Origin of the sequence: Spirosoma soli (assembly GCF_042684525.1) — a bacterium.
Lineage (GTDB): Bacteria > Bacteroidota > Bacteroidia > Cytophagales > Spirosomataceae > Spirosoma > Spirosoma soli.
Genome location: NZ_JBHULN010000005.1, coordinates 126,440 through 146,441 on the forward strand (window position 1 = coordinate 126,440; position 20,002 = coordinate 146,441).

Genomic DNA, 20,002 nt, shown 5'->3' on the forward strand with positions numbered 1-20,002 from the left:
ACATGACAATCGACTCGTGTGCATTTTGTGTACATGATAGATTTCAAACCTATACAAACTATGAGAACGCTTACAGTTACCAATGCCGACTATGTAGATCAATATCAGCTGCGGTTATCATTTTCTGATAGGACGTCGCAGGTGGTTGATTTTGGTCCTTTTTTGCTGAATCACCCGCATCCTCAACATAACAAATACCGCAAACTGACCAATTTCAAACGGTTCCGGCTTGAACGGGGTAACTTGGTTTGGGGAAGAGACTGGGACATGATTTTTCCCATTTCACAATTGCATCAAGGATACGTAGCCCCAGCTATGTATTGATCCCTAGCACGTATTACTAGCGCTCAGCCTAAACGAGCAAGAACCGTTCTCGTGTCTACGGTTTAGCCTGGGAGGGTTCAACACCGACGCAGACGTAACGGCTATAGTGAGTGAAGGAAATAGTGGAAGAGTTACGAGCGATAGTCCGTTAACTTTACGTTATCCAAGTAAATTTTAAATCTGACTTTAGATTTACTTGGATAATGTTGAGCGCCATTTGCTGAGCCAGCTAAAAGCGTCGCTAAGTTATTTCCCGGCTGTGGCACTTCTGAGGCCACGTCAAGTCGATAAAGACGTTGATTGGCCATCGGCACTACAGAATATTGATCGTTAAGCTGGTTAACGAACGAATGCGATCAAATTCTTTTCGATTGTAGGTTATCAACCCGGTGCAGTTTTGCGCTTCAGCGATGGCCGTGTGCAGACAGTCATTGATATTTTTGAAGCCAATGTGCTGCGCGATTTCTGAGGCTCGTCGGAAGTTGGCCAGGTTGTAGCCAATCGGGCTTGTCAACAATAACTGACTCACTGCCTGATTTATATCAATCAGCGACTGTTGCAGCTTAGTCATTGCAAAGCTCAACTCCTGAATGCACAACAGCGACACGTAAAACGTTTTTTCATCAACGGCCTGTTGCACTACCTGCCGTGCCTGCTGATGTTTGGTTGGATCGTAGTTTACAAAATAATGAACGAGGACGTCGGTGTCAAAATAGGTCATGGTTGATCAAAGTCCATGTCATTGACGCTGTCGATTAGTTCGTTTATATCCCCAATATTAACCGGAATCGGAACAAGCTCTGTTCTCATCCGAATTGCTTCCATACCCTGAAATAACTGGTGAAAGTCGAATTGTTTCGGCTGGGCTTCGGTCATGTGAACAATTACCGATCTTTCCTTATCTACGAAAAAGCTAAGCATTCGCTCAAGCACTTGAGCATCAATCTCTTTGGGATTCACTACAAACGTCGCTTCCATACGCATACACGGTTATCTATTGGCAAGATAACGAAATTTAGGGTGGCTAGGTTGCTTACCAAACCGTTTCCAGATATAGCACAATGGTCATTGTGTCAGTAATGTACTGATTCATTCTTCCGGTAATTGCTGGTCAAAATCGGCAAACTCGTCTTCGAGGTGTTGCCGCTCACGAGCATCCAAGAGACTCAGTTCTTGACGGATGCTCTCTGCATCATACGGCTCCTGTTCCATAGCCCGACGCCGGATGAACACGACGAAATCAGCTACCTCGCTCAGGTATTGTGCTGATAAACCTTTGATGCCTTCCGTAATCAGTTGTTCTAAATCCGGGGCCGTATCCATAGCTGTCTGGGGTTAGCTATCAGCAAGATAACGATTTTTTACTTGCTTTGCGCTCATGCAACGCTGGCCTAGCTATTAGAATACTGATCAATAGTATTATCAGTATTATCGTGTCAAAAAGCCTGATGAAAGTATCAAAAATCATTCAAACACACACCACAGTTACTTTTTCAGGCTTTTTTCACTGGAAGATGTGCGTCTTATCATCTCATCTGTGCAGGTAGATAAAACCCATTTGCTATATGGAAAGTATTAAAATTAAGTTTGATGAATACCGAAATGCATTTGTTGTTAGTAGACAAATTATTGATCCTAGCGATACTTTATATCTATTGCAATGGGAGTGGGAGGAAGGGCAATACGAGTGCGAGCGATTGGCTTACCTTCAGGCCCGGCATAAGTTTCCTAATCACGAGATAGTGGCGATAAAGCCAATCTTTTACGCTGGTCAAGTGAGTCCATCAGGACGGCCATAAATCTGTAAAATCACAATCATAAATAGACTACTTCTTAAAGGTGTTCATCCGGTGCCAAGCAAAACCTTCCAATGATGGCTGAAATTGCTTGTCTTTTGGCAGATTAATCTGCTGACCTTCTAGCTGTTTAAAGCTAAACGGGCTATCTACATTTTCGGTAAACGCTTCAGATAGAATCACCCGATAATTATCATCTATAGCGATTAAACCACGGTCAAATGCCCGATGGAGATTGGGGCAAAGTGCAATGCCATTGGTTAGACTATTGTTGAAGTGAAGCGCAAACGGCATAATATGGCAGGCATCTACCATAGTTATTGTAAACGTAGCGGATACGCGAACGCCTGAAATGCAACAGGTTTCATTATAAATTTTCACTATTTCCCGCCGAAACACAGCCCCTCTGTTGTAGACTTCAACTTGATACGTTTCGGGGTCAAGCCGGGTTTTCAGGTCAATTATTTGTGCTTTGTATTGAGCAGGGCTTTCTTCTACTATATCCTTAAGTAAGCCGTCAACGTAGCCATCTTCCGAAACATTCGGTTGCGTTTGTTGATTGGGAAAATATTTACTTAATAATGTTTGGCGCAGAATCTGACGAGTCTCTTTGCGGAGCAGCAGATCAGTAAGTTTATTGTCTATTTCAGCGTAAGCAACTGCTACGTTCAAGTTGCCGAAACTTTTCATTGAGCCTTTATTCTCTAACCAGATTTCACAACCGGGATTAGCCACTAACTGCCACCAATTACCTTTCGCATTATTCAGATGGTAAAAAGGCAGAGCAAAGCCAAGAGTGTGGTTTGTTGTTACTAAAGCTGACCAGTAAACCGAAAAAGAATGAGTTAGCTCTGGCGTAATATATATCCTGTTGGTATTTATGCGCCCTGATTCGTATTCATGAATTACACTTAACAGGAGGATTGGTTGGTGAGGAGCACCGCCGTTTTTTTCATCCCGGTGTAGATGCGTAAAAGCGTAGATAAAGTAATCAAGTATAGATTTTTCAGGCATGAATAGATTCTTCGCTTCGTTTCGTTTTAGCCAAATGTCGTTCAATATGCCGCTCCAACTCGTCTTTAAGGTTGCGTTTTACCTTCATCAGCGATTTATTCTTCTGAAGAGTCAGCAATTCCTGGATCAGGTTGAAATCATCGGGGTTGTCGGCGCATACTTCCCGTAGCAGTTGCTCCTCCCGCTTGAACTTCTCTTCGTGTTTGCTCATGTCTATTTGTTGTTCATTTATCTGGTTATAAATATCGGCAACTTTATAGTTAAAAATCCCGTCGCGATACCACGTCAACTGAATAGCAACTAACTCCTGGTGTGAAATTAATTGCATGTCCTCACCCTGCGAAAGCTGGATTTCACGTTGCGCCCGGAGTAGCATTGTCAGGAATTTGGCACGAGATTCGGGCGTGTATGGTCCCCACGTATTTGGATCATCTTCTTTGAACGGACTATCGGTACGTCGGCGCATTTCGCGGTAAGCCCGGTCGTTACGCGTGTTGATCAATACATCCCGAAATTCCATGAGCGGTTCCATCCAATCGTCGCCGTTCACTACCAACCCTTCCATTGACTTGTCGCGGGCTACAACCGTGCAAACCCAGCACCCAAACCGGCTCTGTCCGCAAGAAGGCGTTGTTTCATCAATTACTAATGGGCAATCACCATCGGTATTCGCATTGCGATACAATGTTTGCAGTTCTTTGTGCTTTCCACCCCAGGGGGCATCAATCTGCATTAAGTATTGCCAAACTTCGTTGGTTGTAATATCCTGCAAGGGCGCAAAAACGAACGCATTTGGCAACAGGTGCTTGCGCAACCGACCCGTTTTCATCGAATGCCGTTTCATGGACCGGGCGCGGGTCTGGCTTTCCTGCGAACGTGTACCGAGCAGAATGATAGCCTCTCCTTTTTCGCTGATTTTCTCCTGAATAAAGCGCGTCGTCGGGTTAATCTTAAGCCGTTCGGTACACCACCGGAACGAGTTATTCGGCGCGGGGTAGCCCCGTCCTAGCAGGTTCACCCAGAATGTGTCTTCAAGTCGGGGTGTCGTGCGGTGAACGGTAATAGGCAGACTTTGCTCGGCGGCTGCTTTTTGAACCCGTTCGAGCGTCCGATTAATGAAACTAACAATTTTAGGATTCTCAACCAGCGTGTCGTTACAGACCACATAAATTGGACGGTTACGAGTACCATCCGGTATTTTCAAAAGTGCCCGCCAGACGACCTGTAGCAGCATGGTCGAATCCTTACCACCACTAAATCCAATGATCTACGGACGTGGATTGTCATCGTACAGATACTGGTCAATAATTTCGTCTTCGATGAATGGGAGCTTGAGCGACATAACGGAGGTGGTATTGGCGAAAGTAGGATTATTGCCGGATAAAGTAAACTTCTGACAACGGTTAATTTTACAAATATGCCGAAATTTAGGGTTCGGTAGGCTGGCTTTTATAAATACAACACGTTAGGAATTCCTAACGCTGGATAGGCTATGACGTAAAGCCTTGAAGACGTGTCCATCGCGTTTTACATAGATTGGCTTCTTCACATTGCCCGGCTTACCTTTTTCGCCTATTTTTATCAGCTTACAACCAACTCCCCATACAACCGCTTCGGCGGTCCGACACTATGAAAACACGACTTCTCACAACAGTCATGCTCTTGCCGCTACTCGCCCTGGCCCAACCTAAAGCGAAAAAAACAGCCGCTAAAGAGAGTGGTTCAACCGACAAAGACAAACAAACCATCGTTGCCGACCTTGACAAACGATTTCCGGAATACGCGGGCATCTCGAAGCAAATCTGGGACTTTGCCGAACTCGGCTATCAGGAAGAGAAAAGCTCGGCACTGCTGCAAGAACAACTCAAAAAAGAAGGCTTCGACGTGAAAGCGGGTGTAGCCGGTATTCCGACGGCTTTCGTCGCGACCTACGGCAGTGGTAAACCTGTAATTGGTATTCTGGGTGAATACGATGCCCTGCCCGGTCTGGCGACGGAAGCCAAACCCGAATTCACGCCCATCCAGGGACAGAAAGGTGGGCACGGCTGTGGACACAATCTGTTCGGGACGGCTTCCGTGGCTGCGGCCACCGAGATAAAGGACTGGCTGAAGAAGTCAGGTCATAGCGGAACGATCAAAATCTACGGTTGTCCGGCCGAAGAAGGTGGTTCGGGGAAAGTGTATATGGTGCGGGAAGGGCTGTTCAACGACGTTGATGTGGTGCTGCACTGGCACCCCGGTTCGCAGAATGCCGCCGATGCCGGTACGTCGCTGGCGAACAAGAACGCCAAATTTCGCTTTAAGGGCATTGCCGCCCACGCAGCCGCTTCACCCGAGCGCGGCCGGTCGGCGCTGGACGGCGTTGAAGCCATGGACTACATGGTCAACCTGATGCGCGAACACATTCCGTCCGACACCCGCATTCACTACGTCATCACGAAGGGTGGCGAGGCCCCAAACGTTGTGCCCGCCTTTGCGGAGGTATATTACTACGCCCGTCATAAAGACCGCGACATCCTGCAAAGCGTCTGGAAACGGATCGAGAACGCAGCCGAAGGAGCCGCCAAAGGCACCGGCACCAAGGTAGAGTGGGAAGTACTAGGTGGCGTATTTAACCTCCTGCCCAATGTCACACTGGCCGAGGTGATGCATAAAAACCTGCAAACCGTCGGCGGTGTCACGTATACGCCGGAAGAAACTGCCTTTGCCAACAAAATCAGCGAAACCTTTGGCGAAGGCCAGAAAGTACCGATTACCAACGCAGCGCTGGTAAAAGATTTCCGCGATGCCTCCGAAAGTGCTACGAGTGGCGGCTCTACCGATGTTGGTGATGTAAGCTGGACCGTTCCGACCGTAGGCTTACAAACGGCTACGTGGGTACCGGGCTCGTCGGCGCACAGCTGGCAGTCGACAGCAGCCAGTGGCATGAGCATCGGCCAGAAAGGCATGATCGTGGCGGCCAAAACGTTGGCCTTAACGGCGCTCGATCTGTACAAAACACCGGCCCTGATCGAGAAAGCCCGTGCCGAATGGCAGCAGAAACGCGGAGCCGACTTCAAATACGAAGCGTTGCTCGGCGACCGAAAACCTGCACTGGACTATCGAAAATAATGAGTGAAAGAGTCAACCGGAGCGCCGGACCGGAGTGAAAGAGCGAAAGGTGTGCCCAATACGCACAAACTCCCTACCTTTGCGACCAGATTTTATAAGAGTGAAAGAGTGAATGAGCGAAAGAGTGGAAATTTCTGTGCTTTTATTCACTCTTTCACCCTTTCACCCTTTCGCTTTTCAAACATGCTTCGAACGCATACTTGCGGAGAACTTCGCCTTGCAGACGCTAACACCACCGTTACACTGGCCGGCTGGGTTCAGGTCACCCGCGACAAAGGCGGAGTTCTCTGGATTGATCTCCGCGACCGCTACGGCATTACTCAACTCATTTTGGAAGAAGGCGTTACGACCCCTGAACTGTTCACCATCGCCCGGATGCTGGGCCGCGAATACGTGCTGAAAGCTACCGGCACGGTGGTCGAACGTAAGTCTAAAAACCCGAACATTCCAACGGGTGATGTTGAGGTGCGTGTTACGGCTCTGGAGATTTTGAATCCGGCCAAATTACCGCCATTCCTCATTGAAGACGACACTGACGGGGGCGACGACCTGCGGATGAAATACCGCTATCTCGACCTGCGCCGGAATCCGGTTCGCCGAAACCTTGAATTGCGTCACCGGATGGCGCAGCAGACGCGGCTGTATATGGATGGGCAAAATTTTATTGAGGTCGAAACGCCGGTGCTGATCAAGTCGACGCCGGAAGGCGCACGGGATTTCGTGGTACCGAGCCGCATGAATCCTGGTGAGTTCTACGCCCTGCCGCAGTCGCCCCAGACGTTCAAACAGTTGCTGATGGTGTCAGGCTTCGACCGCTACTACCAGATTGTGAAGTGCTTCCGCGACGAAGACCTCCGCGCCGACCGTCAGCCGGAGTTTACGCAAATCGACTGCGAGATGTCGTTCGTGGAGCAGGAAGACATCCTGAACATGTTCGAGGGCCTGGTACGTCACCTGTTCAAGGCCGTGAAAGGTATCGACCTGGCTGAAGTACCGCGCATGACCTACGCCGACGCCATGCGATTGTACGGGTCCGACAAACCCGATACGCGCTTTGGTATGGAGTTCGTCGAGTTAAAGGGTACGTTCGACACCATCGACCTGACATCAGGCAAAGGCTTCGGCGTGTTCGATTCCGCCGAGATTGTGGTGGGTATCAACGCACCGGGCTGCGCGAGCTATACGCGTAAGCAATTGGATGAGCTGACGGACTGGGTAAAACGGCCGCAGATTGGTGCCAAAGGCCTGATCTACGTCCGCTATAACGAAGATGGTACGCTAAAATCGTCCGTCGATAAGTTCTACGACGAAGAATCACTCAAGCAGTGGGGCGCCCGTTTTGGTGCGAAACCTGGCGACCTGATGCTGATCATTTCGGGCGATGCGGCTAAGGCGCGCAAACAACTTAACGAGCTACGCCTGGAAATGGGCAACCGCCTGGGCCTCCGCGATCCGAACGTATTCAGTACGTTGTGGGTACTCGATTTTCCGCTGCTCGAATACGGCGAAGAAGAGCAGCGGTGGTTCGCCATGCACCACCCCTTCACATCGCCCAAACCGGAAGACATTCCGCTGCTCGACACCGCCCCCGGCTCCGTACGCGCCAATGCCTATGATTTGGTTATCAACGGTACTGAAGTAGGCGGTGGCTCCATCCGGATTTTCAACCGGGACTTACAGGCCCGCATGTTCAGCCTGCTTGGCTTCACGGATGAAGAAGCGAAAGCGCAGTTCGGCTTCCTGATGGACGCCTTTGAGTTTGGTGCTCCACCGCACGGCGGTATTGCCTTTGGCTTCGACCGGTTGTGTTCACTCTTCGGCGGGGCCGATTCGATCCGTGACTTCATCGCCTTCCCGAAAAACAACTCGGGCCGCGACGTCATGATCGATTCTCCTTCAGTGATTTCTGACAAGCAGCTAGACGAACTAAAAATAGCAACCGTGCCCGAAAGCAAGTAACGCGGAGCGATTTCCCCAATACAGCTAATTAACGTTAATGTCCAGTCTTTGCCAACAGTGATTCTGTGGTAAAGACTGGACATTAACGTTATAAGCCTTTTATAAATAAAACACGGAATTCGTACGACTACTGGTGAAACGTTAAGGTGAAAAAGACTCCGTTGCTAGCTTAGTCGAGGTTACGGTTACTAATGGAATCATCGTCTCGGCTCTATTTATCAGCCTATTTCTATCAACTTGGCTTACTAATTGTCTAATTGCGTATACAGACCACGAGTACTTACAACATAACTATCTAATTAACAACAAATTACTATTCAAAAAAAGCAAATTATTATATCAAAATTTTAACATGAGTTTAGGTAGGAAGGCATAATAATTGCTCCGTTTGCCTTAGTCAAATCCCACTTTATTTAACCATTCCTCTTTCATGCTCACACACGTTTTGCGGATATGGCTACTCGTAGCCGGCCTGCTGCCTGGTGTTTCCTTGGCGCAGCTTACAATCTCTACACCCGTTCCGCGAATGGTATTTCAGCGGGATTTAGTGAACCAAGCTTCAGTTCTGGTGGCAGGCTTAGCCCCCTCGTCGGCCATAACTATCGAAGCACGCTTTGTGCCCTTAGCCGTTAATCAGGGGGCGGTAACGCCCTGGACACCCCTTGCCTTTTTACCGGGCTCGAAAGCGTTTCGCGGATCGGTTACGGTATCGGCGGGTTGGTACCGGCTTGATGTTCGAGCCAAATCGGGTAGCGCAACACTCGCGCAGACGCAGGTCAATCGAGTGGGGGTGGGCGAAGTGTTTGTCGTTGCCGGGCAGTCCAACGCCTATGGCGGCTTCGAGCGAGTTCCCGGTGCCACAGAAGACCGCGTTTCGTGCCTTGATTTCCGGCAGGACAGCCTAAGCGAGCAATTGCTACCCCTTCGGTTTAGCTACATCAGTGAAGGAACGGCCATTGGCCCCAGCCAGCCACCACACCTGTGGGGTATGTTGGGCGACAAACTAGTGCAACGGCTCAATGTGCCGGTTTTGTTTCTGGGGTCAGCGTTAGGCGGTACCAGCAGCACCGAGTGGCAGCAGTCAGCCATCGGCAACATCGGCACCGACTACCGATCTTCGGTCTATCGACGGCTGGGCGTGGCCTTACTGCACTACGTTCTTCGGACGGGCGCCCGCGCTGTGCTCTGGCATCAGGGTGAGACCGATATTAAAACCGATAACCAAACGTACTTCAATAACGTAAAAGCGGTTATTGACAAAAGTCGGCAGCAAATTGGCAATGTATCCATTCCGTGGATGGTTTCGCGGGCGAGCTACATCAACAACGAAACGAATCCCAACGTGATCGCGGCCCAGAACCGGCTCATTGCCGAACTGGCCAACGTGTTTCCAGGGCCATCCACCGATGACATCATTGGGCCGGACAACCGCCCAGACAACATTCACATGAAGGGGCCAGGACTTTTGCAGTTCACCGACCGGTGGAATCAGAGCCTCTCCAATGAGTTTTTTCAGAATGCAGTGCCCTTCATTCCGGATGACGAATCGTCGCTTATCACCAGCGGCTATACCTTACCCTTAACCCGACGACCCGGTGAAACCATTGCGGTTGCCTCGCTACGTAGTGTTCCAGCCGAGGCTGATAACCAGTTTTTTGCCCAGATCATCCGAACCAGCGACGGCGCAACGGTTTATGAATCGCCCCGTAGCAACGACAATCCGTTACTAGTTACCCTACCCAACGACCTGCCCGATGGCAGCTACCAGTTGCGAACCCTCTCAACCCATCCGGCCACTGCCGGTACGTTAGGCGAACCATTTCGGATACTCCGGTCGGCTCCTTCGTCGGGTTTGCTGCCGGTTATACGCCCACCCGTTAAGAATGGCGCTGAAAATCCGTTGATTCAGCGCTTTGCCTACCGATACGAGAGCGGTAGCCACGGTTTCTTTCTGATGGTGCAGGCTGATGTGCAGACCGAAGTCCGGGTAGAACGTACGGACGGCGGCCCTTTCAACGATTCGGGCTGGAACGTCATACCGCCCAGAAGCCAGGCCCCCGATTACGTAGACTTCGCCGATTTCAACTATGTACGTTATTATCCGCCCGTTGCCTTCGCTGTGGGAGGTGTTGAGCCGGGTCGTTATCGGCTGTCGGTACGTCGGCAGGGGGATACAGGGCCCGGTCTATCGTATGAGATGAATTTAATTGATGGCCGCGTTATTCTGTACTATGCCATGGAGCCGCTTGGCGCCATTCCGCCAGTATTGAATCTCAACAACACCGCCCAAGCCATTTGCCGGGGGAGCTCGTTCAACGTCAACATTGAAGTAACCGACGGTACACTAAACAACGATAATGTCTTTAGCGTCCGTCTCTCAGATGCGAACGGGTCATTTGCCAACGAAACAACGATTGGCAGTGGTTCTGGTAACCCGGTTACGGCTACGCTACCCGCTTCATTGCCGGCAGGCAACAACTACCGGCTTCGCGTACTGGCCAGTAGCCCAAACGTAGCCAGCGCCCCCAGCGATCCATTAACGCTTTGTTCGACGGCAAACAATACCGCCGATTTGTCAATGGCTTTACGCGTCAGTACCCGAACCGCGCAGATCAACCAGCCCGTTACGCTGACGTTGGTATTGGCGAATTCGGGTCCTCTTCCCGTCAACGATGTGTCAGTCAAAAGCATATTACCTAGTGGCGTCGACTTTGTTGATGCCCCCACGTCAGCTGTTAGTGTCAACGCAAATCAGGTCAACATCAACGCAGGTACATTGCCCAGTGGCGCCAGCGCCCCGTTTGTTTTCCGACTCAAAGCGAACCGCTCCGGCGCATTTGCTACGGCGGCTCAGATTACAACCAGTAGCGTTACTGACCCCGACAGCCAGCCTAACTCGGGCACGGGCGACGGTCAGGACGATGCCGCCCAGGTAGACCTTCGGACGAGTGACGGGGGTGGGCCGCTGAGCACTTCGCCCAACCCCGATCAGGTACCCCTTCCTCCCGTACAATCGAACCAACCGCCAGCCGATCCGGCAAAAGCCGACCTGAGCCTGAGCTTGTCCAGCAGCCAGTTAACTCCTCAGGTAAGCACGCCCATCAGTCTATCGCTCACAGTAAGCAATCGGGGGGGTGCAACGGCCAATAACGTAACGGTTCAAGCGCAACTGCCAGCCGGCTGGCAGCTCACCAGCACGAACGGATTAGGCGTCAATGGGCAAAGTGTGACGGGTGCCCTTCCTGCTATTTCAGCAGGTAGTTCCGCGACCCTAGTTCTATCGGTTCGGCCAACGGGTAGCGCTACCCTGCTCGCCCAAATCCAGACAGCTACACCCGGCGACTCGGACTCAACACCAAACAACGGCTACACCAACGGCGAAGACGACGAAGCCACCCTAACGGTGCGGACGCGGTAATAACCCATGAGGCCCCATTACTGGGGCCTCATTGTTAGTCTTTGCTTACAATCTCTTCTAAAAACGCCCGGAACTTATCGGCAAACTCGGGGCGCTTGAGGGCAAACTCGACCGTTGTTTTCAGGAAGTCAAGCTTATTGCCGATGTCGTGGCGCTTGCCCTCAATGCAATGTGCGTACAGGTTTTCGCGCTTCAGTAGCAGGAGCATGGCGTCGGTCAATTGGATTTCATTATTCTTTCCAACGGGTGTCTGCTCCAGCATCGAAAAGATTTCCGGCGTCAGGATGTACCGACCGGCAATGGCCAGATTCGACGGAGCTTCGCTCAGAGCGGGTTTCTCGACCAACGTTTCGAGCTCCATGATTCGGTCGCTCAGGAACTTGCCACCAACAATGCCGTATCGGTTCACTTTGTCGTGGGGCACCTTCTCAACAGCAATCACCGAACCGCCATATTGGGCGTGAGTGTCAATAAGCTGCTGCGTTACGGGAATGACGGCATCCATGATCGTGTCGCCCAGCAACACGGCAAACGGCTCATTACCGACATGGTGGCGGGCGTAGCGGATGGCGTCACCCAGACCGTTTAACTCGCGCTGACGAACGTAATGCAGATTGGCCATATCCGATAGGCGACGCATCTCGTCCAGCAGCAGTTGATCTTCCTTTTCTTCCAGCCGCATCTCCAGTTCGAAGTTGCGGTCGAAGTGATCCTCAATGGCTCGTTTACCCTTACCGGTAATAATCAGAATGTCTTCAATGCCTGAATCAACGGCCTCCTGCACGACGTACTGAATCGTAGGGCGGTCAATAATGGGCAGCATTTCTTTAGGCTGAGCCTTGGTAGCAGGCAGAAACCGGGTTCCAAGTCCGGCAGCGGGAATAACGGCTTTTTTAATCATGGGCAGAGAGTAATGGAGTGATAGAGTGATAGAGTGAAAGGTTGTCGCGTCTGCCACCCTTTCGCTCTTTATACAACATATGGTTTTATCACGCGGGCGTTAATTTTCTTTAGTTCGACAAACAGCCGGTTTAGCATGGCATCGTCGCGGTAAAGCCCGATGATGGAGCCGCCCGATCCCGTAAACGAAGCCGACGCACCGCACGCCCGCGCTGTTTCAATCAGACTTCGATTGCGGTCGCTGATGGTATAAATCTTCGCTCGTAAATCGAAATTACGATTGACTAATTCATGCAAAGCTTCAGTGTCCTGCCGAAACAGGGCTTCGCGCCCCTCGCGGGCCACATCGGCAATGGCGCTCATTGTTTCGACCACCAGCTCTTCGCCTTTTACCCAACGTGTGCGTACGTCGTTATGGACGCGCCCCGACTGTTTGCCCAGGTCGGTATTATAGGCAATGTACAGTTTTGGCAGCAGGCGCGGGTCCAGCGGCTCATACTGGCCATAGCCTTGTCGATCCATAATGGTGCGGTCGAAGTCCATATACACACAGCCCTCGTAGCACTGGATGACTCGATCCTGTAATCCGGCCGTAATGCCTAACTCTTCAGATTCTGTGGCCAGCACTAAGTTGGGGAGCACCGGCTGCAGAATCTCGACGCTGTAAAATTGCATCAGAGCCCGAAACGTAGCGACAATAATGGCGCTGGAGCCCGACAATCCCACCTGCCGGGGAATCGACGTGTTATAACGAATGGAAAAATTCTGATTCGGTAAACGGATGCCTTCTGTTTCGCAGTACTCAGAAAATTTTTTGATGGCTGCTTTCAGCAACGGAACACCCCCGTGATAACCCAGCGTGCTGACCGAGTCGCGGAGGTGATACAAGCTCCGAAAAACGTTGGTATCCTGCAACTGAGGTTCAATATGCAGTTCCGGCGACGGATAGAGCGTGACCGACGCGCCGAAGTTGCGAACGGTAATGGCGATGGTTTTACCGAAAAAGCCGTCGGACGGGTTTCCTAATAAGCCCGCTCGGGCATAGGCACGGGTTTCAATAAGCAAAACGGTAGGCGAACGCGTCGTCCGCAGCTAAACGATTAAGGGGCAAGTTTACAAAAGAATACTACGCATAAGAATGAAGGACCAGCCACTTTACTAATAAAAAAAGCGACCGGGATTTACTCCGGTCGCCTTAGTCAACAAATCAAGTTGGATAAGTTTATTGTGGATTAACTTTGTCTTTGTCTTTATACCCTTGATTATGAGGGTCATATCCCTGATTTGGGTTATCGCCTTCTTCCAGATATGTAGCGTCGCCCCGGTGGAAAAGCGCATCGTCAGATGGATTTTCCGCCACCTCGTCGAGCTTACGGCTGGCTTCGTCGCTCATCATGTGGCCTTTAGGCTGATCTGTCTGGATGGCGTCGGCGTTAACGTCCCACTCCTGGGTAACGCCGTAGTTCTCACCCTCCGGCAAGTCCGGGTCGCCTATATTGACATTAGCTTCACGAACACGGGCCATTTCTTCGGAAGTCCCTCCGCGGTCGTTTGTTGTTACTGAGTTATACTGAGCGTTACCTACGCCTTCGGATTCGCGACCGTAGTCGGAATCACCATGCTGGTTTGGATCGTGCGAATAAAACTCAGGATCAACTTTATCGGGATCGAATGGGGATGTCGTTGCCATAACGTTACGTGTTTTTCGAGGTATAACCTGAAAAGGGCTTTGGTTGTTTGGAAGGTGTGGGGCTAAGGGCTGGGGGCTGAGAGTACGGGGGGCGTCCGATACCCTATACTCTCAGCCCTATGCCCTTAGCCCGCCGTTGGCCGTAGTTTAAAACTACGGCCGGGCGTTATCCGGTCTGTGACCGGTGTACAAATTCTATACACCTTATTAACGTCTGATTAGTAGCTTGGTCAGACCGGTCAAAGACCGGATAGCGCTAAAGCATAGTCTGGAGACTACGCTTAACCAAGGGAAACCAGACTCAACAAAGTCTAACTCTCACCCTACGCGCTTAACCCCAGCCCTACGCACCGAGCTCCATGCCCTTAATACCCCTGATTCTGAACTAACGTCGCCTTGCCGTTAGACGTGCTGTTGATAATCTCCTGTTGCGGAATCGGGAAATACTCGTTCTGGTTTTTCTTGAATTGAGCCCCATTCAGAAACGTTCGTTTAAGCTGCTCTTTGGCTACGTAAGCGTTCAGCGTCGGTTCGGCAATGCCCCAGCGTACTAAATCGAAGAAACGCGTGCCTTCCATACCAAACTCCAGCCGCTCTTCAAACCGCACCGCCTGGCGGGCAGCTGCTTTATCGGTCCAGGGTGCCGTGTAGAGACCGATTACGTAATTGGCTGCGGGCTTACCGTCGCTGGTTTTTACGAAACCCGCCGGATTGCCCGCTCGTGTACGAATCTGATTGACGTACGTGCGGGCCGTTTCCAGACTACCAATTTCGGTTTCGACTTCAGCCGCCCAGAGCAGTATGTGGTCGTAACGCAGATACCGGTAGTTATTGCCGCTCCGCTTAATGTTACCTGCCGACGTACCTGAATATGCTTTTTCGGGGATGTGCTTGAGTGGTGAATAGGGACCGGCATACGCCTGGTCACGTATCCAGTCATACCCGGCATGAATGCCCCAATCTTTATACGGAATACCCCGACGACCAACCGTATGGTCTAAACGGGGGTCAAGCGTACCAGCATAGGGCGTAAAGGGCTGGTTCGATTTGATTCCTTCATCATTGGTCACATCCGTATCGTTAAAGGTGGTCGGCATGGGCAATCCGTTAGCATCGGTCTTGAAGGCGTTGACTAGGTTCTGCGATGGTTGATAAAATCCACAGCAGCCTCCCGGTCCGGCATTATACGGCCAGGCCAGGTCATCGCCTGCGCCCCCGCCCCCATCGGCTGCGGCTGTTACGGAATACTGCACCTCAAAAATTGACTCTTTATTATTTCGATTAGCCGGTGCCGCCGAGTAATTATAACCATACTGGTCGGCCAGCGCGAAGCGGTTGCTGTTAATAATCTGATCGAGCAGCACTTTAGCCGCCTGCAACGCAGCCGTGTTGGGCGCGCCCGTATACGGGTCAAATGCCTGAAACATCTTGGCCTTCGCCAGCATCCCAATGGCCGACCACTTGGTAGCCCGCCCGGGCTCACCCGCAAACTGCTCGGGTAAAGAGTCAATAGCGGCCTGGAAATCGGCTTCAATCTTCGGCCAGGCATTGTCGGTATTGGGCACTTTAGTACTGTTCCCATCCTGCGGGTCATACGTCTTCTCGTCGATGTACGGAATGTTATTCCACATCTTTTTAGCTTCGAGGAGATAGAAGCCACGCAGGAACCGAGCTTCCGCCCGAATCTGCACCCGTCGGGTAGCACTCAGGTCAGTCGCCTTAGGAATACCCTGTAAGACCAGATTTGCCCGGGCGACACCGTTATACAACGCTCCCCATTTTCCCCGAACGTGCTGGTTGGTCGTTACCCAAACGTAACGTTCTAAAGCGGTTTGCTCGGGCTGGTCACCGGCATCGGTACCTTTATACGCATCGTCGGACGTAATGCCGCCAAACACCCAGTTTGACACCGCGCCCTGCCATTCGCTACCCGGCACTGGAATACCATCCAACTGTCCGTAAGCACCGGTTAATAATGCCTCTACGCCTTGCGCGTTCTGCGTAGCGCTGGGGCTGTATGTTCCCTGCGGCACTCGCACTAAGAATTGATCGCTACAGCCGCTCAACAGATAAGAAGCCGTCAGGGTAATAGTCGTTGCTAAACGTATTTTTTTCATTGGTTTCTATATGTCGTCAATGAGTGGAGCCTAAAAACCGAGGTTAATGCCAAATATGAAATTACGCGAGGCTGGATATCGCCCTTCGTCTACGCCCAGTTGCGAATCCTGACCCGATCCATAGCCGCGTGTGTTCACGTCGGGATCAAGGCCGGTGTATTTAGTGACCGTGAAGAGGTTAGTTGTCTGAAAGTAAACGCGGGCCGTTCCTAAACCCACCCGTTTTGTCACAATAGGTGGAATGGTGTAGGTCAGCTGCACGTTTTTCATCCGGAAGTACGAGCCTTTCTCCACGAAGTAGGTAGACGCCTGCGAGCTGAGCGCGTCGTTCTCGTCTAAAATGGGCAGTTTGGCATTCGTATTGGTTGGCGTCCACGAATCGTTTAGCACCCGGATGCTACGGTTCCCCTGGAAGGTGTTGAAATCTGTCCAGTAACGCGTGTAATTAAAGATATCGTTGCCTTGTACCCCCTGCGCAAATAGTGTTAAATCGAAAGCTTTATACCCCAGATTAACGTTTAACCCATAGGTAAACTTAGGGTGCGGATTACCAATAAACGTCTGGTCATTTGCATCGATCTTGCCATCTGGTTTTCCGTTAGGTCCGCTGATGTCCCGGTATTTGAATTTACCAACTCCTTTCACGGGCTGCCCATTAATGTACACAGACGCATTCGTGTACCCGTCCAATTGCGGTGCCGCAGCGGCTTCTTCGGCGGTCTGCAAGATGCCATCAATCACGTAACCGTAAAACAGTGAAATCGGCTGGCCAACCACCGAACGTGTAATGGGCGGTAGCCGGGTGCTGTAGCCAAGCAGGGGTTGATCGGGTGAGGTTGGATCGAGTTGCAACACCTTGTTGCGATACGTCGAGATGTTTCCACTCACCGAGTAGCGCAGCTGATTCCCCAGCGTGGTTCCCTGGTAACTGAGTTGAACATCTACCCCGCGGTTTTGTAACGACGCTACGTTCTCGGCGGGTAAGTCGCCTTGGCCGCCCGTAAAGGGCCGGGCGCGTGTATAAAGCAGATTCGTAGTTTTGCGGTTCCATACATCGAGGTTCAGTTCGAGCGCTCCATTGAACAGGCCGACATCTAAACCAAAGTTAGTCGACGTGTTGGTTTCCCACTTGGCATTTGGATTACCAAACCGCTGAATCGAGAACCCCTGATTGTAGGCGTTCGGGTTGCCGTTCAGGCTATACCCCGCCTGATACAGGTCTGATGTGTAGGTTGTGTAGGCGTTGTAATCCCCGATGTTCTGATTACCCGTCTGTCCCCATCCGGCCCGCAATTTCAGGTCGCTGAACAGCTTGATGCCTTTCATAAACGACTCTTCGGATATCCGCCAGCCGCCCGACACCGCCGGAAACACCGCACTCTGGCTGGCCGCCTGGAAACGTGACGAAGCATCCTGCCGGAGTGTACCCTGGAGAATGTATTTGTCCTTGAACGAGTAGCCGACCTGACCGAAGTATGAGAACAGCGTAAAATCCTGGAACGCATAGCCATTGTTCTGCTGCGTCTGCGGGTCGCCCGTGGTCAGGTAGCGTAGCGACGGATCACCATTGTAGTAGTTATTTCGGTAGCCACTCTGAAGTTCACCAAACGACTTAATCGATTCGACGCCCACGTAAGCATTGATGCTGTGGTCTTTGTTAATGACCCTCTTGTAAGTCAACGTATTGGTCCACGTCCATGAGTACCGGTATTGAAAATCCTGCGACAGGTTATAGGTTCGGCCGGGCTCTGAGGCTTCCGGCTCTGGGAAACCAGCGTAGGAGCCGCGTGAAACCGTAGCATCCAGACCGAAGCTGGTACGGGCCGTCAGTCCGTCAATGATGTCAAGTTCGGCGTACGTATTACCGAATACGCGGTAATCGCGGTAACCATTGTCTTTGCCACGGTACAGGGAGGCAACGGGGTTTTTAGCATTACCCAGGTTACTACCGAGCGTACCAGCGAAGTTACCGGCAATGTCATAGACCGGCACAATCGGCTGCATCCGCAACGCCATGAAAATCGCATTCCCTTCCGTGTCTTCGTTGCGGAAAGCGCCCTTCCGCTGACTTAACAACAGTTGCAGGTTTTCACCGATTCGGAAGCGTTTTTTGATCGTGAATTCGGTGTTGGCCCGCAGACTGTATTTGTTGAAATCATTATAGATGATAATCCCCTTCTGGTCGTAGTAGCCCAGCGAGAAAGCATACCGGCCGGTTGGCGTGCCACCCGTTACGCTCAGGTTGTAGTTCTGGATAGGCGCGGCCTTGATGATTTCGCGCTGCCAGTCAGTACCTTGTTTATTGGCTGGGGTAATCTGAAATACCGTCTTGCCGAAATTAGGGTCAGTAAAGCGAGCGATGCTGTAGTTCTTGGGATCGACACGAGGGTCGCCAGCCATTGCTCCGTCGGGTACGATATAATCGGGAATGACCGGATTTGGGCCGTTACCGTATTGCGCCTGCGATGGGTTTCCATTCGCCGGATTCACCACGCCCGCGTTTCGCTTACTTTGCCACAGATAATCACCATACTGCTGTGTGTTCAGTACATCGAAGAACTTGCGGGGCGTCTGCGAACCATAATAGGCATCAAAGGAAAGTTTCGGATCGCCTGATTTTCCTTTTTTAGTCGTAATGATGACCACTCCGTTCGACGCTCTGGAACCATATACCGACGCCGACGTGGCATCTTTCAAGATTTGAATACTCTCAATATCGTTCTGGTTAAGATTATTTAGGTTTTCCTGCGTCGGCACTCCGTCGATGATGTAGAGCGGATCGTTGTTACCCAGCGTTCCATATCCACGAATCCGGATGGAGGTTCCTCCGCCCGGCGAATTATCCTGGTTGACCGTTACCCCGGCCACGCGTCCCTGCAACTGCTGACCGAAATTGGCGGCCGGTACCGAAAGCAGTTCTTTGGGATTAACAACGGCTACGGCACTAGTCAGGTCTTTCTTTTGCTGCGATGCGTAGCCCGTTACGACTACTTCATTCAACGTCGAAACATCCTCAACCAGCGTTACGTTGATTGTGGTTTGGCTCCCCAAAACGACCTCCTGGGGCTTATAGCCGATAAACGAAAACACCAGTGTAGCGTTATTCTCGGCCTGAATGCGAAAATTTCCCTGGGCATCGGTGGTTACCCCGCGTTGCGTGCCTTTGATAGCGACGTTCACACCGGGCAACCCACTTCCTCCATTTTTATCGGTTACTTTACCACTGCGGTTACCACCCTGACCGGGTGTAGGTTGTGAAGCTGTAGGCGTCTGATCGGTTGCCGGAGCTGGCGTTGTGGGTGCGGACTGGCCTGTGGCGGGCGGAGTAGCGGGCGCAGCCGTTTGAGCAGGTACTGTTGTGGGCGTGATGGGCGTTGCGCTCTGTGGAGAGGCTGTTTCGGTTCCCATGATGGCCCGCTCGGCGGGTGTCGGTGTAGCCGACGTGGGGCTACCCTGTGTGGTTGACGTACTCTGTTGACCAGTTGGATTCTGACCTACTGCCGATGAGCCTATCATCAACATACCAACCGGTAACCAGAAACGCACATGCAATTTCCAGAAGTTCCTCATTGAGTAAATGGTTTAATTATTTAATAGATAAATACTTAAGTAATAACATAGAACTAGTACAAATTATACATTTTGTTGAAATAGTATTATAGCTAAGTACCAA

15 protein-coding genes are annotated in these 20,002 nt (G+C 51.3%); 5 read left to right on the forward strand and 10 right to left on the reverse strand.

Annotated features, from left to right (window positions below; translation table 11 throughout):
- The first annotated feature begins 60 nt into the window (after positions 1-60).
- Positions 61-324, forward strand: a complete 264-nt coding sequence (locus ACFSUS_RS10020) for a DUF2442 domain-containing protein (RefSeq protein WP_381522098.1) — start codon at positions 61-63, stop codon at positions 322-324.
- 313 nt (positions 325-637) lie between these two features.
- Here the strand turns inward: ACFSUS_RS10020 and ACFSUS_RS10025 are convergent, their stop codons facing one another.
- The 3 genes from ACFSUS_RS10025 to ACFSUS_RS10035 all read right to left on the reverse strand — a co-directional run bounded on the left by ACFSUS_RS10025 (position 638) and on the right by ACFSUS_RS10035 (position 1,647).
- On the reverse strand, positions 638-1,045 hold the full coding sequence (locus ACFSUS_RS10025; protein WP_381522099.1) for a type II toxin-antitoxin system VapC family toxin: 408 nt from the start codon (positions 1,043-1,045) through the stop codon (positions 638-640).
- Positions 1,042-1,302, reverse strand: a complete 261-nt coding sequence (locus ACFSUS_RS10030) for a hypothetical protein (protein ID WP_381522101.1) — start codon at positions 1,300-1,302, stop codon at positions 1,042-1,044. Before ACFSUS_RS10030 ends, ACFSUS_RS10025 begins: the two co-directional genes overlap by 4 nt.
- A 111-nt stretch (positions 1,303-1,413) precedes the next feature.
- Entirely contained in the window at positions 1,414-1,647 is a 234-nt protein-coding gene (locus ACFSUS_RS10035) for a hypothetical protein (RefSeq protein WP_381522103.1), read from the reverse strand.
- A 242-nt stretch (positions 1,648-1,889) separates the two neighbouring features.
- On the opposite strand from ACFSUS_RS10035, the gene ACFSUS_RS10040 reads away from it, so the two are divergent.
- Positions 1,890-2,123, forward strand: a complete 234-nt coding sequence (locus ACFSUS_RS10040) for a hypothetical protein (RefSeq protein WP_381522105.1) — start codon at positions 1,890-1,892, stop codon at positions 2,121-2,123.
- A 27-nt stretch (positions 2,124-2,150) separates the two neighbouring features.
- Here the strand turns inward: ACFSUS_RS10040 and ACFSUS_RS10045 are convergent, their stop codons facing one another.
- The gene (locus ACFSUS_RS10045; protein ID WP_381522106.1) at positions 2,151-3,134 is read right to left on the reverse strand and encodes an HNH endonuclease; all 984 of its coding nucleotides are present in this window, start codon (positions 3,132-3,134) and stop codon (positions 2,151-2,153) included.
- Positions 3,127-4,401 (reverse strand): DNA phosphorothioation system sulfurtransferase DndC, encoded by a 1,275-nt coding sequence (gene dndC, locus ACFSUS_RS10050; RefSeq protein WP_381522527.1) that lies wholly within the window; start codon positions 4,399-4,401, stop codon positions 3,127-3,129. Before dndC ends, ACFSUS_RS10045 begins: the two co-directional genes overlap by 8 nt.
- 362 nt (positions 4,402-4,763) lie before the next feature.
- Here dndC and ACFSUS_RS10055 point away from each other — a divergent pair, with 362 nt between their 5' ends.
- From ACFSUS_RS10055 to ACFSUS_RS10065, 3 genes are all read left to right on the forward strand, one after another.
- On the forward strand, positions 4,764-6,245 hold the full coding sequence (locus ACFSUS_RS10055; RefSeq protein ID WP_381522108.1) for an amidohydrolase: 1,482 nt from the start codon (positions 4,764-4,766) through the stop codon (positions 6,243-6,245).
- Positions 6,246-6,428: 183 nt separating this feature from the next.
- Positions 6,429-8,204, forward strand: a complete 1,776-nt coding sequence (gene aspS, locus ACFSUS_RS10060) for an aspartate--tRNA ligase (RefSeq protein ID WP_381522110.1) — start codon at positions 6,429-6,431, stop codon at positions 8,202-8,204.
- Between the two features lie 430 nt (positions 8,205-8,634).
- The gene (locus tag ACFSUS_RS10065; protein ID WP_381522112.1) at positions 8,635-11,622 is read left to right on the forward strand and encodes a sialate O-acetylesterase; all 2,988 of its coding nucleotides are present in this window, start codon (positions 8,635-8,637) and stop codon (positions 11,620-11,622) included.
- A gap of 34 nt (positions 11,623-11,656) precedes the next feature.
- On the opposite strand, the gene galU is transcribed toward ACFSUS_RS10065, so the two are convergent.
- The 5 genes from galU to ACFSUS_RS10090 form a co-directional block, all read right to left on the reverse strand.
- Positions 11,657-12,523, reverse strand: coding sequence for a UTP--glucose-1-phosphate uridylyltransferase GalU (gene galU / locus ACFSUS_RS10070; protein ID WP_381522113.1), 867 nt, complete (start codon positions 12,521-12,523; stop codon positions 11,657-11,659).
- 68 nt (positions 12,524-12,591) lie between these two features.
- The gene (locus ACFSUS_RS10075) at positions 12,592-13,587 is read right to left on the reverse strand and encodes a mevalonate kinase family protein (RefSeq protein WP_381522115.1); all 996 of its coding nucleotides are present in this window, start codon (positions 13,585-13,587) and stop codon (positions 12,592-12,594) included.
- Between the two features lie 157 nt (positions 13,588-13,744).
- On the reverse strand, positions 13,745-14,212 hold the full coding sequence (locus ACFSUS_RS10080; protein WP_381522118.1) for a hypothetical protein: 468 nt from the start codon (positions 14,210-14,212) through the stop codon (positions 13,745-13,747).
- A gap of 365 nt (positions 14,213-14,577) precedes the next feature.
- Positions 14,578-16,329, reverse strand: a complete 1,752-nt coding sequence (locus ACFSUS_RS10085; protein WP_381522120.1) for a RagB/SusD family nutrient uptake outer membrane protein — start codon at positions 16,327-16,329, stop codon at positions 14,578-14,580.
- A gap of 30 nt (positions 16,330-16,359) precedes the next feature.
- A complete protein-coding gene (locus ACFSUS_RS10090) occupies positions 16,360-19,899 on the reverse strand; it encodes a SusC/RagA family TonB-linked outer membrane protein (protein ID WP_381522121.1) in 3,540 nt (1,179 codons plus the stop codon).
- Between the last annotated feature and the right edge of the window lie 103 nt (positions 19,900-20,002).

Excerpts from the sequence above, each read along its gene's own strand:
- ACFSUS_RS10020 (WP_381522098.1), top strand. The coding sequence starts at position 61 with ATGAGAACGCTTACAGTTACCAATGCCGACTATGTAGATCAATATCAG.
- ACFSUS_RS10025 (WP_381522099.1), bottom strand. The coding sequence starts at position 1,045 with ATGACCTATTTTGACACCGACGTCCTCGTTCATTATTTTGTAAACTAC.
- ACFSUS_RS10030 (WP_381522101.1), bottom strand. The coding sequence starts at position 1,302 with ATGGAAGCGACGTTTGTAGTGAATCCCAAAGAGATTGATGCTCAAGTG.
- ACFSUS_RS10035 (WP_381522103.1), bottom strand. The coding sequence starts at position 1,647 with ATGGATACGGCCCCGGATTTAGAACAACTGATTACGGAAGGCATCAAA.
- ACFSUS_RS10040 (WP_381522105.1), top strand. The coding sequence starts at position 1,890 with ATGGAAAGTATTAAAATTAAGTTTGATGAATACCGAAATGCATTTGTT.
- ACFSUS_RS10045 (WP_381522106.1), bottom strand. The coding sequence starts at position 3,134 with ATGCCTGAAAAATCTATACTTGATTACTTTATCTACGCTTTTACGCAT.
- ACFSUS_RS10055 (WP_381522108.1), top strand. The coding sequence starts at position 4,764 with ATGAAAACACGACTTCTCACAACAGTCATGCTCTTGCCGCTACTCGCC.
- aspS (WP_381522110.1), top strand. The coding sequence starts at position 6,429 with ATGCTTCGAACGCATACTTGCGGAGAACTTCGCCTTGCAGACGCTAAC.
- ACFSUS_RS10065 (WP_381522112.1), top strand. The coding sequence starts at position 8,635 with ATGCTCACACACGTTTTGCGGATATGGCTACTCGTAGCCGGCCTGCTG.
- galU (WP_381522113.1), bottom strand. The coding sequence starts at position 12,523 with ATGATTAAAAAAGCCGTTATTCCCGCTGCCGGACTTGGAACCCGGTTT.
- ACFSUS_RS10080 (WP_381522118.1), bottom strand. The coding sequence starts at position 14,212 with ATGGCAACGACATCCCCATTCGATCCCGATAAAGTTGATCCTGAGTTT.
- ACFSUS_RS10085 (WP_381522120.1), bottom strand. The coding sequence starts at position 16,329 with ATGAAAAAAATACGTTTAGCAACGACTATTACCCTGACGGCTTCTTAT.
- ACFSUS_RS10090 (WP_381522121.1), bottom strand. The coding sequence starts at position 19,899 with ATGAGGAACTTCTGGAAATTGCATGTGCGTTTCTGGTTACCGGTTGGT.